The sequence below is a fragment of the Streptomyces sp. NPDC059003 genome (genome assembly GCF_042740445.1).
Taxonomy (GTDB): Bacteria; Actinomycetota; Actinomycetes; order Streptomycetales; family Streptomycetaceae; genus Streptomyces.
In genome coordinates this window covers 60600-73189 of the sequence record NZ_JBHYJH010000005.1, presented here as the reverse complement: position 1 = coordinate 73189, position 12590 = coordinate 60600, and the positions used below count along the sequence as shown (strand labels likewise).

The following is a 12590-nucleotide window of genomic DNA, read 5'->3' as shown; positions in this document are numbered from 1 at the left end:
GCAAGGACTCTCCAAAAGGAAGCAGCTAAGGGGCAGTTCGGGCACGGCGGGGCCGGTTCAGGGGGTGCGTCGGCGGCGCAGCTCGAAGACGGAGGCCCACTCGGGGTGGTCCGCGACCAGCTGCCGCGCATACAGCGCGGTGTAGTTGTTGTTGAGCCCGCGCAGCCCCTGCGGGAGTCGCCAGCGCAGGGCCTCGAACAGCTCCTTAAGCCCGATGCGGGTGGCCCCGGCGGCCAGCCGTTCGGCCGTCAGCCTCTCCAGGGCCCGGTAGACGTAGGGGTGTTCGGCATCGAAGGCGAGGAACTGGTCGGTGATGGTGGGCCTGGCCCCTGCACGGGAAGAGGGGCGGGCGACCGGTATGACCGTCTGGGCGGCGGCGGGCATGGGCATGGGGGTGGATCTCCAGGGCGAAAGGGCAGGGAGTCAGGCGAGACGGGCGTGAAGGCCGGGGAGGGTGCGCAGGCGGACGAAGGCGAGGCCCAGGCCCAGGGCCTGCAGCACCGCGCAGGCGGTGATCACATGGCCGAGTAGGGCGGGTGGCACCGTGGCGACCAGGGCGCCGGCCAGCGGGAACGGGATCAGGAGCAGCAGGATCGTCAGGGAGAGGGTGGCGCCGAACACCTGCTGCGGGATGAGGTGGGAGCGCAGGGTGCGCAGCACCACCGTCATGCCGCCCTCGCCGGCCATGAGCACCGCGATCAGCACGAGGTAGGCGGTGTAGGTGTGGGTGACGGAGACGGCCAGGCACCCACAGGCCGCGACGGTGGCGGAGAGCGCGCCGACGGGCCACAGGCCGAAGCGGTCGATCGCGCGGCGGCACACCGCGACCGTGATCAGGGAGGCGACGGCGGCGACCGACCAGATGAGGCCCACGTCCGCGCTGGAGTGTCCGAACTCCTTCACCACGATCACGGGGGCCGCGGCCTGGAGCAGGCCGATGGCGAGGTTGGACAGGGTCAGTCCGCAGACCAGCCAGCCCAACGCGGGCAGCGAGCGCAGCGTCGTCCATCCGGTGCGCAGCCCCGCAAGGACGGGCTGTGGCATCTCGGTCCTGGTGGCGTGCTGCCGAGGGGCGAGGGCGGACGCCAGCAGCGAGAAGACGGCGATCGTGACCAGCATCCCGGCCGCCCCGGCCCGCTCCAGCAGCAGGCCGGCGACGGCAGGGCCGGCCAGGGTGCCGACCTGGTCGATGCCCAGGAGGACCGACTGCACACGGTGGGCTTGGTCTCCGGCCTGGCGGCTGGCGACGCCGCCCGCCGTCTCGGCGGCGATGTAGGAGAACTCGGTGAGCACGCCGGTCGAGGCGGCGAGCAGCATGACGGCGACCGTGGTGGCCAGCCCGGCCTCCAGTTGCGGCAGCGCGAGGGCGGCGGCCACGACCACCGCGGCCCGCAGCATTGAGGCTGTGCGCAGTACGCGGGTGGTGCCGTGGCGGTCGACCATCGCTCCGGCGACGGCGAACGCGCCCAGGCGCGGCACCCACTCCAGGGCGAACGCCAGCCCGGTCAGGGAAGCGGAGTTGGTGGTGGCGAGCACCAGCAGCGGGATGCCGTACGTCGTCATCGCGAAGGCGCCGGCGTCCATGCTGCGGGGCAGGTAGATGCCGCGCAGCAGGGTGGGGACCGGTCGGCGGGCATGCCGGGGTCCGACACGGGATCTCACGCAGCGGGCTCCCACTCATCCGCCGCGTGGGAGGAGTGGAGGGCCGTGTGGTGCAGGACGGACGCGTTCGCCTGAAGCCAGGCGGTCAGTACGTTCCGCGGGCCGTCGAGGGCGGCGATGGCCTCCCGGTCGAGGACCGCACCTCCAGGGACCGCCAGTCCGCTTGCCTCGCCGAGGCGGGCGGCGCCGTGTGCGAGAGCCGTTGCGTGGCCGAGCAGGTCGAGGGTGCGCTGGACCCGGGTGACGAAGTCACTGGCCACCGTGGGGAATTGGTGGGTGCGGGCCCAGCGGGCGGCCGTGTCGTACACCTCGGCCAGTTCCTCGCCGCTGTCGGTGAGCCGGTAGCGGACTCGTTCGTGCTCATCGCCGTAGACGAGGCCGAACTCGCGGGCCCGGTCGATGGCGTGGCGCAGTTGGTTGATGGCCACATCGTCGAAGGTGCTCTGCAGGCTGCCGCGGCGGCGGCTGATGGGGCCGTTGTCGTCGATCTCGGTGACCAGGCGGATCAGTGCGGGCAGGGACAACGCCCGGATCGCCCGGCGCGCCTGTGGGTGGTCGGTGGTGGCGAGGCTGCTCATCGGCGCGGACCTCCTGCCTGCGGAAGGACGATGGGGCGCACCGGTATCTGGTGCGAGAACAGGTCGCCGCCCTTCCAGGCGGTGGCCGGCGCGGCCGGGGACTGAGTGGACAGAGCCGGGGCCGTGGCGGCGGGCACGGGAGTGGCGGGCGCCGGTACGCGAGGCTGAGTGGTCAGCCACGGGCCGGACTTCGCCTGCTTGGCCGCCGGGGCCTGGCCCCACAGGGGGTGGGTGTCGGCGTCGGCGAGTGGGCGCCCCTTGGCCCAGGTGCTCAGAGCCCGGTAGACGGGGGCGAGCGCGTGGCCGTTGGCGGTCAGTTCGTAGGCGCGTCCGTCCTTGCGGACCAGGCCGTCGGAGACCAGGCGGTCCACCTGGGGGTAGACGTTGCTGAGCCGGTAGCTGGGCATCGCCGCGGCGGACAGCGCCTTGGCGCTGGAGGCGCCGCGTTCCTTGAGCGCCCACAGGATCGGCGTGGCGTGGCGGGGGCCGATGAGCGTGAGGGTGTCTTCGATGTTCTGCGCGGGCGCGACCGTGGCGAGCGGCTCCAGCTTCCCGGTGTCCTTGTTCTTCACCAGGGGCTTTTCCAGGTGACTCTCGCCCCAGGCGGCGATCACGGTCAGGACGGGCAGCAGGTCGGCGCCCCGCCCGGTCAGGCCGTAGGTGACGTGGCCCTGGGTGACTTCGGTGCGCTCGACCAGCCCGGCGTCGGACAGCTTGCGCAGTTTGGGGTGGAGTGTGCCGTCGTTCAGCCAGGGCAGGCGCGGCTTGATCTCCGCGTAGCGCAGGGGCTGGGTGGACAGGGTCATCAGGATCCACACGTTCCACAGCGGGGTGATCATCTCCAGCGACTCGGTGACGCGGGCGACGTCGACCTGGGTGGAGCGGGGCAGACCGGTGGTGGCCAAGGGGGTAACTCCTAGGGCGGGGCGGGTGGATCAGCGGGTGCGGGTGGCAGCGGGCGCCGCGGCGGAGGCGGGTGCGGCGGGGGCCGCCGACGGCGGGGGTGGTGTGGCGGGGACGCGGTGCAGGCCGGCGAGGACGGCGCTGACGGTCTTGGCGTGGGCGTCCCGGGTGGCGACGGATTCGGCGATCCGGCGGGCGCAGTCAAGCAGGTGGCCTGCTTCGAACTTGCCGATCTCCCGCTCTGGGTGGGCCAGTTCACGCAGCCGCTGGAGCTGGAAGGTGATGTTGCGCTCGGCGAGCTGCAGATCGGTGTGGCTGCTCGTCAGGGCGGCGAGCATGGTGCCGGTCGGGTGGGTGTCGGCGTGGGCTTCGAGGGCGGCTATCGGCTGGCCGTACAGGTCCTCGATGCGTTCGGCGATGGTCTGGGAGGTGGTGTGGGGCAATCGGGGGCTTTCACGGTCGGCGGGCCCGCACCGCCCCGGCACGCGCGGGTGCCGGGGCGGGCGGGAGCGTGGTGGTGAGCCTGGGCTGGGCGAGCTGCACCGGCCGCGCGGGGCGTGCTGCGGGCGGTGGCATGGTGCACAGCAGCTCGCTGAGTGCGGTGGCGTATCCGTCGCGGGCGGACAGGGCCGCCTCCATCCACTGCGCGTCGAACCGCAGGTCGTCGGCGGACAGTTCGCCCATGTCGCGGTCGGCGGCGGTGGCGTCGTGGATGCGGTCGCGGACCCGGGCGACCTGTTCCTCGGCCACCGCCAGCCAGGAGCGCAGCTCCAGGGCGCGCGTCAGGGCGGCGGACGCCTCGGGGCCCGCGGCCTGCGCGTACAGCTCACTCAGCGAGGCGCCGAAGGCTTGGGCCAGTGCCTCGTCCTGGCTGGAGGGCTTGCGCGCGACGCTCACCGCACCGCTCCTCGCACCGGGACGGACGGCGTGGGCGTGTTCGGCGCCGGTGCGGTCTGCAGGGCCGGGCTGCGGCGGGGGGCTGCTTCGGCTCCCCGCCAGGCTCCCGGTCCCCTGCGGCCCAGGGAGTTCGGGTCGGTGTAGTGGCGCACCACCATCGCCCGCCCGTCGCGCACCGCCACGGCGGCATTGACCTGGTGGGCCAGCGCCATGACCGACTCGTCCAGCACCTCGCCGGGAGCACTGTCGAGGGCTGCGACGAGGGCGTCCTCGGCCTTCTCCAGTACCTCTTGGGCCTCGGTGAGCATTCCGTACCACTTCACGACGACGGTGGCGTCGTTGTTGGCGTGCGGGGCGGCGGCCACCGCCCGGCGCAGGTCGGCCAGCGGCATCTGGAAGCGGGCCTCGATCTGCTGGGTGATGACGCCCATCACGTCATCGGCGTCGTCGGGCACGATGTGGCTCCTTTCCTTGGAAATGCGTGGGCGAGACAAGAACGCGCGCTGTGCTGATCAGCCGCGACGGCCGGGAGAAGGTGGCGGAATCCGGTGAATTCGCCGGAGTGCGGTGCCTAGTGGAGGCACGTGTAGACCTCGCGATAGACGTACGAGCCGGAGACCCAGCCCTTTACGCCGGTGTTCTTGTCGGTGATGTAGTGCCAGTTGCCGCTGGTCTTGTGGACCGTGAACTTGTGGCCGGCATAGAGCACGCCGACGGCGGTGGACTTGGCCGACGTCTTGGAGCGGATCGTCACGGCCTTCGTACCGACCTTCCACGGGCCGAGCCGGTCGCACTGGCCGCTGACCAGCGCAGTGGCCGGAGCCTGCGCAGGGGCGGCGCTCGCGGACGTGGCGGCGACGAGCGGAAGAGCGAGCGCGCCGAGAACGGCGGCGGTGACGGCTATGCGGGTTGAGCGCATGGGGAATTGACCTCCAGAGGGAGAGGGAACGGAACACGGATCCACACCCGGGCTGACGCCGGGCGGGTCGGGTTCAAGAGTCCGGAGAATCCCCGGTTTTGCTAACCGGGGATGTGCTGCTATGTTTCGCCCTTCACCGGGGCCGGCGCCTCACGGATTCACCTCGGAGAAGGCCCGGATGCAGCGCGAATTCGCCTTTCTCGTCAGCGAGTTGGGCCACTACGCGGCGCGGGGGTCACGGGAAGGCCGGGCAGCGTGGACGGTGCGCTGTGCCGGGTCGCTGTCTGGGCGGTCGGCAGGGGGACGTCTTCGCCGGACCAGTGGGCCTGCCACCAGGCGGTGGCCTGCTCGTAGGTCGCAAAGCCGCCTTCGCGCAGGGTGTGCGTCCAGTGCTCCGTGTCGACCTCTTCCAGCAGCACCCGGAACCGCAGCGGCGCCTTCTCGTCGATGGCGGCCAGGAGCACCGTGATCTGCACGCGGTCCGGGTCGTCGTCCGAGGTGTAGCTGGTGACGAGGGCGAAGTGGTCGCCGTCGGAGGTGAGGCGGTCCTCCAGCGCCTTGGTGGCCTCGTCGGCGGCGTCGGTGCCCATGTCAGGGCGCAGGCCGATGGCGTCCTTCGGGCAGCCGCGGGCGATCAGCCAGCTCTGCGCCATGGGCACCAAGGGCAGCTGCTCGTGCTGGAAGCGGAAGGTGCGGGCTGCCACGTCGCGCTGCAGGTGGAGGGCTACGAGCTGCGGCTCGCCGGGGATGCCCCAGGTCACCGCGGCGTTGTGCAGAACGTAGTAGCTGTGCCGTTCGTCGTCGGTGTGGTACTCGGCGAGCACGGTGAGTTCAGTTGCTTCAATGTCGATGTGCTGCCAGAACTGCTCGGCGACACGGCCGTTGACAGCGTCATAGCCGTCGAGTCGGAAGTCCGGGGATGAGGGCATAGGGGCTTTCGGGGACAGGGGCGCACGCGGAGCGGTGCGGGTTCACCGGCGGGCGGGGGTGGCAGCGGGCCAGGTGCCGGGCCGGGGCACGGGGACGGCGCCGGGCGCCCTGGGCGAGCGCGGGGCGGTCAGGGCCGCGCGGCCGGTGTCGGTCAGGGTGACGGGCTGGCCTGCTGTGACCGGGTGGGAGGTGTCGCGCACCACCAGGCGGTCCTCTTCGAGGCGTTGCAGCTGGCTGTAGGGGATGCGTGTGCCGGAGGCGGTGACGACGTACACCTGCTGCGTCAGCAGGTTCTGGTGGAGCTTGGCGCCCTGGGTGATGGCGAGCAGCGCGGCGATGTCGGGCGCGGGCAGGTCCTGCACGTTTCGGGGAGCCGTGTCCCGGGCGGCGGCTTCGACGGGCTCGAGCGCGGCAATGGCCTGGGCCTGCCGCTCATCCCGGGTGCGGGCCGCGTCCTCCAGCAGGCCGACGGTCCGGTCGATGCGCTCGAACAGCGTGGCATCGACCGGGTACTCGCCGGAGGAGAGGCTGTTGAGCTGGGACCGGTAGAAGATCACGTTGGTCTCGGCCTGGACGAGGGCCCGGTGGGCGTCGACCAGCTGCGTGTGCGGTTCGTCGAGCAGGTCGCGGTCGCGGTGCTGCCACAGCCGGTCGATGCTGTGGCCCACGGCGGCCTCGATCCGGTGGTCAAGCTGGGTCAGAGCCTTCTCGACCGGAGCTTTGCGGGGCATAGAGAGGTTCCTTGGGGTGGGGCGAGGTCCGGTGCGCAAGGCCGCTCACGCCGAGATGCAGGCGTACGGCGAGATGCGGTCCGTGCCGCGTTTCGCGGATGGGACCAAGACGCCTCAGCAGGCGGAGCATCGGGCGGTTGGATGCCTCGGTGTAGGTGCTCAGGGTGTGGGCGCCCCGGGCATGGGCGTGCTGGGCGGCGTGGCGGGCCAGCGCGGTGCCGATGCCCCGGCGCTGGTGGGCGTCGGCGACTTGGAGCCCGAGGTCGAAGACGCCCGCTTCCCGGCTGACGGGACCCGTGCACACCAGCGCGAGCGGCTCGTCGCCGGCGCCGAGCCCCAGCCAGCAGTCGGCATGCGCCAGCAGCTGGCCAAGGGTGCGGTGCGGCAGGTGCGTACGGCCCCAGCGGCGCAGCAAGTGCGCGGGGGAACAGCGCTGGTGGAAGGCGTCGACGAGCGGGAAGTCCTCGGCCTTGACGCGGCGCAGGGCGGTGAGGGCGGGGTGCCTCAGCAGGAGCAGTCGGGCAGCGCGGCCTCAAGGGAGCTGCGCAGGTATCCCTTGAGCTGGTGGGTGCCGAAGCGGACGTTGCGTGGGCGCGCGCCGTACGGGGCCAGGAGACGGCCCAGGCGCAGTGGCGTGAGTTCGGCGTACGACCAGCGGCTCTCCGCCATGCCGGGGAACTGGCGCAGGCGGTCGGTGAGATCGGCCGAGGACATGGCGTCCGGGTTGCCCTCAGCGGCGAAGACGTCGAGACACGCGTGGACGATCGTGTGCTCGGTGTCCGGGCAGGAGCGGCAGTCCGCCTCGTCGTCGGCGGTGTCCGCTTCGCCGTCACCGGCGACGGGCTTGCAGCAGCACTGGATGCTCAGCAGGCGGGTCAGCTCGGCGCCGGCCAGCATGCGCAGGATGAGGACGTCGGTGAGCTGCTCCAGCTGCTCGTGGGTGTCGGCGAGGCAGCCGGTCGGCTCACCGACGGTAACGGCGAGGAGCTGCGCGTCCAGCTGCTGAACTCGGCGGTAGGTGTCGACGATTGCCCGGTGGTGCGGGTTCTCCTGCGGGATGTCGAGGCCGGCGAGGGTGGCGGTGAGGTCGTCGAGGCCGGAGGGGAAGTGGGTCGTCAAAGAGTGCGGTCCTTCGGAGTCGGGGACAGGGCGGGTCGGGGAAGGCCAGGCATCGCGTACGGCGGCGGGCCCGGCTTGGGGACGTCGCGGCGCGTCTCAAGCTGCGGGGAGCGGGAGCGGGCGGCATGGGCGAGCGCGCTCACCGGGCGGCGCGTGATGCCCAGGCGTTTGCGGGCGACGTTGTACACCTCGTGGCGGTCGCGCGGGCGTACGGCCACCACATGGATCTCGGTGCGGTGCGCCGCCTCCGGCGGGGCCGGGCGCTGGGCGTAGACGATGCGCCAGGCTTTGCGGTGATCGACGTACAGCTTGCGGTAGTCGGCGAGTTCGCCGATCAGTTTGGGGCCGAACTGCTTGGCGTTGACGACGTCCTGGAGCTGGGCGAGGGCCAGGTCGCGGATGTCGCCGGGGGCCTGAAGGAGGTCGGTCAGGGCGCGCGGGTCGAAGGAGAGGCCGAAGGCGGGCCGGTGTTCGGGCCCTCTCATGCGGCCTGGTCCGGCTCGCCGGGCTCCGGTTGGTCCGCGGAGGCCGAGCGTGCGGAGCGGATCGAGGAGGTGGGGCCGGGCAGCAGGCGGTGTGCGTCGCGGTCGGGGTCGGTCTGGCAGGCCGAGAGCGGTCCGCCGGGGGCGCGCACATGGGCCAGGCAGTGGGTGAGGAAGTCGCGGTGCCACACGAACATCCCGGACGGCCCGGCTTCGGGGTCTTTGTGCTGCTGGTAGGCCATCCACAGGGCGTGGAGCCAGGCGACGACGTCGTCGTGTTCCTGCCACTGCTTGCACCACGGGGCCGCGGTGGTGACCTCGGCGCCGTAGATGCGGATGAGGTAGTCGTCGACCCAGTCGGTGAGCGCGTCCAGCTCGTCCTCGTACTCCTCGCCCTCCAGTTCCAGGATCGGGCGCGGCTCGGGCGGCGCCTGGATCGGCGCTCCGGGCATCCCGGGAAGGCTGGGCATGCCGAACGCCGCGAAGGGCGAGGGGTCCGGTGGTGCGGAGAGGCTGTCGAGTTGCCGGGCCTGCTCGGCCTGCTGCTCCATGAGCTTGCGGACGCTGGCCTCGACGCTCTCCAGGTTCGAGTCCGGGAGCCGGACAGGGTCCATTTCCCCGTCGTCGGGGAGGTCTATGGATTCGGGCACGAAATGGTTCTCCTTGAAGCCGCGGCCGATGGCGTGGGAATGACGGCTCCACGATCCAGAGATTCCCCGGTTTCGCTAACCGGGGATCCGGTGCTATAACGCATCGCGCGGCGCGGGGAAAGGCGAACCAGCAGTCCGCTCTCGCCCCGTGCCGGGCAGCGGGAAGTCCCTAGGCGGACAGGCCGAAGTCGTCCTGGGACAGGGTCTGTTGCACGGCCTGGGTCAGCCGGTCTGCGGCCACCTCGGCGTACTCGCGGGTCTTTTCCACCCCGATGAACGAGCGCCCCTCCAGCAGGGCCGCAACGCCGGTGGACCCTGATCCGGCGGTGAAGTCCAGCACGGTGCCGGCCTCGGGGCAGATCTTCACCAGTTCGCGCATCACCTCCACCGGCTTCTGCGTGATGTGCTGGCGGTTCTTGCCCGAGGGCTGCGATGCGGAGTAGAGGCCGGGCAGGTAGACCGGGTTCCGGGAGCCGTCGATGGCGCCCTTCGAGCCCCAGATGATGAACTCGCAGTTCTGGGTGAATCGGCCCTTCTGCGGCCTGGCCTGCGGTTTGTGCCAGGCCAGCACGCCGCGCCACAGCCAGCCGGCGGCCTGCAGGGCGTCCGTCGTGGTCGGCATCTGGCGCCAGTCGGTGAACAGCAGCGCGGTGCCGCCGGGCTTGGTCAGCCGGTGCGCCTCGGTCATGATCTGGGTGAGCCAGAAGCCGTAGCTGCGCTGATCCATGTTCTCGCCGGTGAAGTCCGGCAGTGCGTGCTGCGCGTCGGCGGAGGTGTACTTCTGCTTCGCGCTGCGGCTGGTGCGCTCCTTGGCCGTCCGGCCGCCGCTGTTGTACGGCGGGTCGGTGATGACGGAGTCCACGCAGTGGTCCGGAAGCTCGGCAAGGACGCTCAGCGCGTCGCCCTGATGCAGGGAAAAAGGCAAAGGGGATACCCCAATTCGGGTCGATGACAGGTAGGTAGAACGCTCCGACTCTCGAACAGAACCCCGCGGGCCGAGACCGGGCATGAAGATGCCCAGGGGCCGCAAAGCGGGGCGCGAGGGGGAGGAGTCATCAATGTAGGGCACGATTCCCGGTGGAGCGGTGTCGCTGGGCGAAATTCCTGCGGAATTGTTTTCTGACTGAGTGTTATGCCGCCGACCGGGGATCCGCGCTTACTGTTTTAGAGCCCGGCAGATCCCGCCGACGGCTCCCCACTCCGCCCGCCCTCACGAACCGAGGACCGCCATGCCTGGCCACACCTGAACCTGACCGACGCACGCAGAAGCGAGGTGCAACTCGCCGCGTGCGTCGGGGCCCCGATCTACCCACCACCGGCCGCCGCGGCCTTCCCCAAGCACGCCCGCGCGGCCGGGACTTTCCCCCTCAAGGACGCCCTTGTGACAACTCCCTACCCTCCCCTGCCTGAATCCCCGCCGCCGGGAGGCGTGCCGGATTGAAGGCGATAGCCGCCGGCATCGGCGTCGTCTTCCTCTCCCCCCTGCTGCTCGCCGGGACGGCCATGACGGTGGCCGCCGCCTCCAGCGAAGCCGCCGAAACCACCAGCTCCTTCAGCGACTGCCTGCATGACGTCGACACCGACGCCGTCACCAAACAGGTGACCAAGATCCTCGACGGAGCGTCCGGGAAGGACGTGAAGGTCGAGGGCCTGTCCCTGCCCGCCGAGCAGGTCCCCAACGCCCAGACCATCGTCGCCACCGGCCTCTCCCTCGATGTGCCCAAGCGCGGTCAGATCGTCGCGCTCGCCACCGCGATGCAGGAATCACGGCTGCGCAACCTCGGCTCCGGCGACCGCGACTCGCTGGGCCTGTTCCAGCAACGGCCCAGCCAGGGCTGGGGCACCGCCCAGCAGATCCGCGACCCGGTGTACGCCTCGGAGCGGTTCTACAAGGCGCTGCTGAAGGTCAAGGGCTGGGAACAGATGACCGTCACGCAGGCCGCCCAGGCCGTGCAGAAGTCGGGCTTCCCGGACGCGTACGCGCAGTGGGAGCCGCTGGCCACCGCCCTGCAGAAGGCCATCGCCGCCACCTTCCCCGACGGGGAGAAGGACAAGCTCGCCAAGGACGGCGACAAGTCCAAGGACACCGACTCCCCGGCTTCCGGCTGCGGTCCGGCCGAGGACGGCTCCTCCTACGGGCGCATTCCCGAGGGCAGCGTGCCCAAGGGCTACACGATCCCCAAGGACGCCGACCCCAAGGCGCGCAAGGCCATCGACTGGGCGATGCACCAGCTCGGCACGATGTACCAGTGGGGCGGCAGCTGCACGGCTGCGCACGGCCCTGACCCGATGGGCCGCTGCGACTGCAGCAGTCTGATGCAGCAGGCGTACGCCAAGGCCGGGATCAAACTGACCCGCACCACGTACACCCAGGTCAACGAGGGCAAGGCCATCTCGCCCAACAAGCTGCAGCCCGGCGACCTGATCTTCAGCCGCGGTACGGCCCAGCGTCCCGAACATGTCGGGATGTTCATGGGTGCGGGGCTCGTCATCGAGGCCCCGAAAACCGGCAAACCGGTACGCATCACGCCTTTGAAGGACTGGGCGATTCTCGCCGTCCGCCGCGTCCTCTGACGCCGTCCGCCGCCCGAGAACCCGCACCACGCGGGCCGGGCCGGACTCTCTCGGCGCCGCTCGCGCCCCTCCCCCATCTTCTCTTCCCCCTTTCGCCGGGCCGCATCCGGCCTGCGCACGCAAGGAGTCCCGCCAACCCCATGCCCATACCTCTCGCAGACCGCGTCATCCAGCTCGCCTACGACCCAGGCGTCTCCCCCAAGGGCGGCGGCCTGCCCGGCCTCGCCGTCCTGAAGAACGTCGTCAATTCGATCAACTTGTTCGGCATCGTCGCCGTCGTCGGGGCCTTGGCCGTCTCGCTCGGCGTGTGGGCCTGGGGCCACCACACCGGCGGCCACCAGGCCGAGGCCAACGGCAAGAAGGGCGCCATCGTCGCCGCCGGTGCCGCACTCGGACTGGGTGCCGCAAACGGGATCGTGGCCTTCTTCAGCGCCCTGGGGTCGCAGGTCCACTGATGAAACGTTCCCGCTCCCTCTCCCTGTCCTCCTACGGCGTCGGCTGGTCGGCCAACCGCCGCATCGCGATCGTCGCGATCACCCTCACCGTCCTGCTGGCCCTGGCCGCCGCCGTCGCGTTCTTCGCCGGTCGCGACGACGGCGGGCACTCCGAGACCGGTTCACCGTCCGCCGCCGGCAGCACCTCGCCCTCCGAGCAGGCGCCGAAGCCCGGCACGGGCACGGGGTCGGTACCCAAGCCGCCGAAGATCGCCGAGCCGGTCGCCTTCGCCAAGGCCGCCGCGGCGATGCTGTGGTCCTACGACACCCGCGACACCACCCGTGACCAGCAGCTGGCCGGGATGCGCGCGTGGATGACGAAGGAGACCAAGTACGCCGACTGGACCTCGGTGAACGCCCAAGTGCCGGATCCGACCCTGTGGTCACGTATGGCCGACAACGAGCAGCACGCCACCGCGAAGGTCGCCGAAGGCCACTACCCGGGCGCGTTCAAGCAGGCCCTGGCCGATGATCCGTCCGCGATCACCGAGGCGTACGTCTACGTCGTCACCGTCAACGGCAAACAGCAGCTGAGCTGGAAGAAGGGCGGCGGCGGAGCCGAGGAGCGCGCCGTGACCCTGGCTGTCCAGTGCCGCCCCGGCCACGACTGCACCCTGGCCGCCATCGCCCCGAACGTCACGCAGTGACCCG

At 71.0% G+C, this 12590-nt stretch carries 18 protein-coding genes; 3 read left to right on the top strand and 15 right to left on the bottom strand.

What is annotated here, in order from left to right; all coding sequences use genetic code 11:
• Window positions 1–57 precede the first annotated feature (57 nt).
• The 15 genes from ACFWZ5_RS04510 to ACFWZ5_RS04440 form a co-directional block, all read right to left on the bottom strand.
• On the bottom strand, window positions 58–390 hold the full coding sequence (locus ACFWZ5_RS04510) for a hypothetical protein (protein WP_384890259.1): 333 nt from the start codon (window positions 388–390) through the stop codon (window positions 58–60).
• 33 nt (window positions 391–423) lie between these two features.
• Window positions 424–1662 (bottom strand): MFS transporter, encoded by a 1239-nt coding sequence (locus ACFWZ5_RS04505; RefSeq protein ID WP_384890257.1) that lies wholly within the window; start codon window positions 1660–1662, stop codon window positions 424–426.
• Window positions 1659–2240: a hypothetical protein gene (locus tag ACFWZ5_RS04500; RefSeq protein WP_384890255.1), complete on the bottom strand. Its 582-nt coding sequence runs from the start codon at window positions 2238–2240 to the stop codon at window positions 1659–1661. The genes ACFWZ5_RS04505 and ACFWZ5_RS04500 overlap by 4 nt, the downstream gene beginning before the upstream one ends.
• On the bottom strand, window positions 2237–3145 hold the full coding sequence (locus ACFWZ5_RS04495) for a winged helix-turn-helix transcriptional regulator (protein WP_384890253.1): 909 nt from the start codon (window positions 3143–3145) through the stop codon (window positions 2237–2239). Before ACFWZ5_RS04495 ends, ACFWZ5_RS04500 begins: the two co-directional genes overlap by 4 nt.
• 30 nt (window positions 3146–3175) lie before the next feature.
• Window positions 3176–3586 carry a hypothetical protein gene (locus ACFWZ5_RS04490; protein ID WP_384890251.1) on the bottom strand — a complete coding sequence of 137 codons (411 nt, stop codon included), beginning with the start codon at window positions 3584–3586 and terminating at the stop codon, window positions 3176–3178.
• Window positions 3587–3596: 10 nt separating this feature from the next.
• On the bottom strand, window positions 3597–4040 hold the full coding sequence (locus tag ACFWZ5_RS04485; protein ID WP_384890249.1) for a hypothetical protein: 444 nt from the start codon (window positions 4038–4040) through the stop codon (window positions 3597–3599).
• Window positions 4037–4495: a hypothetical protein gene (locus ACFWZ5_RS04480; protein ID WP_384890247.1), complete on the bottom strand. Its 459-nt coding sequence runs from the start codon at window positions 4493–4495 to the stop codon at window positions 4037–4039. The genes ACFWZ5_RS04485 and ACFWZ5_RS04480 overlap by 4 nt, the downstream gene beginning before the upstream one ends.
• Before the next feature lie 116 nt (window positions 4496–4611).
• On the bottom strand, window positions 4612–4959 hold the full coding sequence (locus tag ACFWZ5_RS04475; protein WP_384890245.1) for an SH3 domain-containing protein: 348 nt from the start codon (window positions 4957–4959) through the stop codon (window positions 4612–4614).
• Window positions 4960–5162: 203 nt separating this feature from the next.
• Entirely contained in the window at window positions 5163–5888 is a 726-nt protein-coding gene (locus ACFWZ5_RS04470; protein ID WP_384890244.1) for a hypothetical protein, read from the bottom strand.
• Window positions 5889–5930: 42 nt separating this feature from the next.
• Complete coding sequence (locus ACFWZ5_RS04465) at window positions 5931–6620, bottom strand: hypothetical protein (protein WP_384890242.1); 690 nt, start codon at window positions 6618–6620, stop codon at window positions 5931–5933.
• Window positions 6577–7104 carry a GNAT family N-acetyltransferase gene (locus tag ACFWZ5_RS04460; RefSeq protein WP_384890446.1) on the bottom strand — a complete coding sequence of 176 codons (528 nt, stop codon included), beginning with the start codon at window positions 7102–7104 and terminating at the stop codon, window positions 6577–6579. Before ACFWZ5_RS04460 ends, ACFWZ5_RS04465 begins: the two co-directional genes overlap by 44 nt.
• A gap of 20 nt (window positions 7105–7124) precedes the next feature.
• Window positions 7125–7739: a DUF3631 domain-containing protein gene (locus ACFWZ5_RS04455; protein ID WP_384890240.1), complete on the bottom strand. Its 615-nt coding sequence runs from the start codon at window positions 7737–7739 to the stop codon at window positions 7125–7127.
• A complete protein-coding gene (locus ACFWZ5_RS04450; RefSeq protein WP_384890238.1) occupies window positions 7736–8224 on the bottom strand; it encodes a hypothetical protein in 489 nt (162 codons plus the stop codon). Before ACFWZ5_RS04450 ends, ACFWZ5_RS04455 begins: the two co-directional genes overlap by 4 nt.
• Window positions 8221–8835, bottom strand: coding sequence for a DUF4913 domain-containing protein (locus tag ACFWZ5_RS04445; RefSeq protein WP_384890444.1), 615 nt, complete (start codon window positions 8833–8835; stop codon window positions 8221–8223). The genes ACFWZ5_RS04450 and ACFWZ5_RS04445 overlap by 4 nt, the downstream gene beginning before the upstream one ends.
• Before the next feature lie 205 nt (window positions 8836–9040).
• The gene (locus tag ACFWZ5_RS04440; protein ID WP_384890235.1) at window positions 9041–9796 is read right to left on the bottom strand and encodes a DNA-methyltransferase; all 756 of its coding nucleotides are present in this window, start codon (window positions 9794–9796) and stop codon (window positions 9041–9043) included.
• Window positions 9797–10308: 512 nt separating this feature from the next.
• Between ACFWZ5_RS04440 and ACFWZ5_RS04435 the strand changes: the two genes are divergently transcribed.
• The 3 genes from ACFWZ5_RS04435 (at window position 10309) to ACFWZ5_RS04425 (ending at window position 12586) form a co-directional block, all read left to right on the top strand.
• Window positions 10309–11445 carry a C40 family peptidase gene (locus ACFWZ5_RS04435; protein WP_384890233.1) on the top strand — a complete coding sequence of 379 codons (1137 nt, stop codon included), beginning with the start codon at window positions 10309–10311 and terminating at the stop codon, window positions 11443–11445.
• Window positions 11446–11585: 140 nt separating this feature from the next.
• The gene (locus ACFWZ5_RS04430; RefSeq protein WP_030359178.1) at window positions 11586–11900 is read left to right on the top strand and encodes a DUF6112 family protein; all 315 of its coding nucleotides are present in this window, start codon (window positions 11586–11588) and stop codon (window positions 11898–11900) included.
• Entirely contained in the window at window positions 11900–12586 is a 687-nt protein-coding gene (locus ACFWZ5_RS04425; protein WP_384890231.1) for a hypothetical protein, read from the top strand. Before ACFWZ5_RS04430 ends, ACFWZ5_RS04425 begins: the two co-directional genes overlap by 1 nt.
• The last annotated feature ends 4 nt before the right edge of the window (window positions 12587–12590 follow it).

What these genes read in the sequence shown, in the direction of transcription:
- ACFWZ5_RS04465 (WP_384890242.1), bottom strand. Translation starts at nt 6,620, where the DNA reads ATGCCCCGCAAAGCTCCGGTCGAGAAGGCTCTGACCCAGCTTGACCAC.
- ACFWZ5_RS04500 (WP_384890255.1), bottom strand. Translation starts at nt 2,240, where the DNA reads ATGAGCAGCCTCGCCACCACCGACCACCCACAGGCGCGCCGGGCGATC.
- ACFWZ5_RS04450 (WP_384890238.1), bottom strand. Translation starts at nt 8,224, where the DNA reads ATGAGAGGGCCCGAACACCGGCCCGCCTTCGGCCTCTCCTTCGACCCG.
- ACFWZ5_RS04510 (WP_384890259.1), bottom strand. Translation starts at nt 390, where the DNA reads ATGCCCATGCCCGCCGCCGCCCAGACGGTCATACCGGTCGCCCGCCCC.
- ACFWZ5_RS04445 (WP_384890444.1), bottom strand. Translation starts at nt 8,835, where the DNA reads ATGGACCCTGTCCGGCTCCCGGACTCGAACCTGGAGAGCGTCGAGGCC.
- ACFWZ5_RS04425 (WP_384890231.1), top strand. Translation starts at nt 11,900, where the DNA reads ATGAAACGTTCCCGCTCCCTCTCCCTGTCCTCCTACGGCGTCGGCTGG.
- ACFWZ5_RS04470 (WP_384890244.1), bottom strand. Translation starts at nt 5,888, where the DNA reads ATGCCCTCATCCCCGGACTTCCGACTCGACGGCTATGACGCTGTCAAC.
- ACFWZ5_RS04430 (WP_030359178.1), top strand. Translation starts at nt 11,586, where the DNA reads ATGCCCATACCTCTCGCAGACCGCGTCATCCAGCTCGCCTACGACCCA.
- ACFWZ5_RS04475 (WP_384890245.1), bottom strand. Translation starts at nt 4,959, where the DNA reads ATGCGCTCAACCCGCATAGCCGTCACCGCCGCCGTTCTCGGCGCGCTC.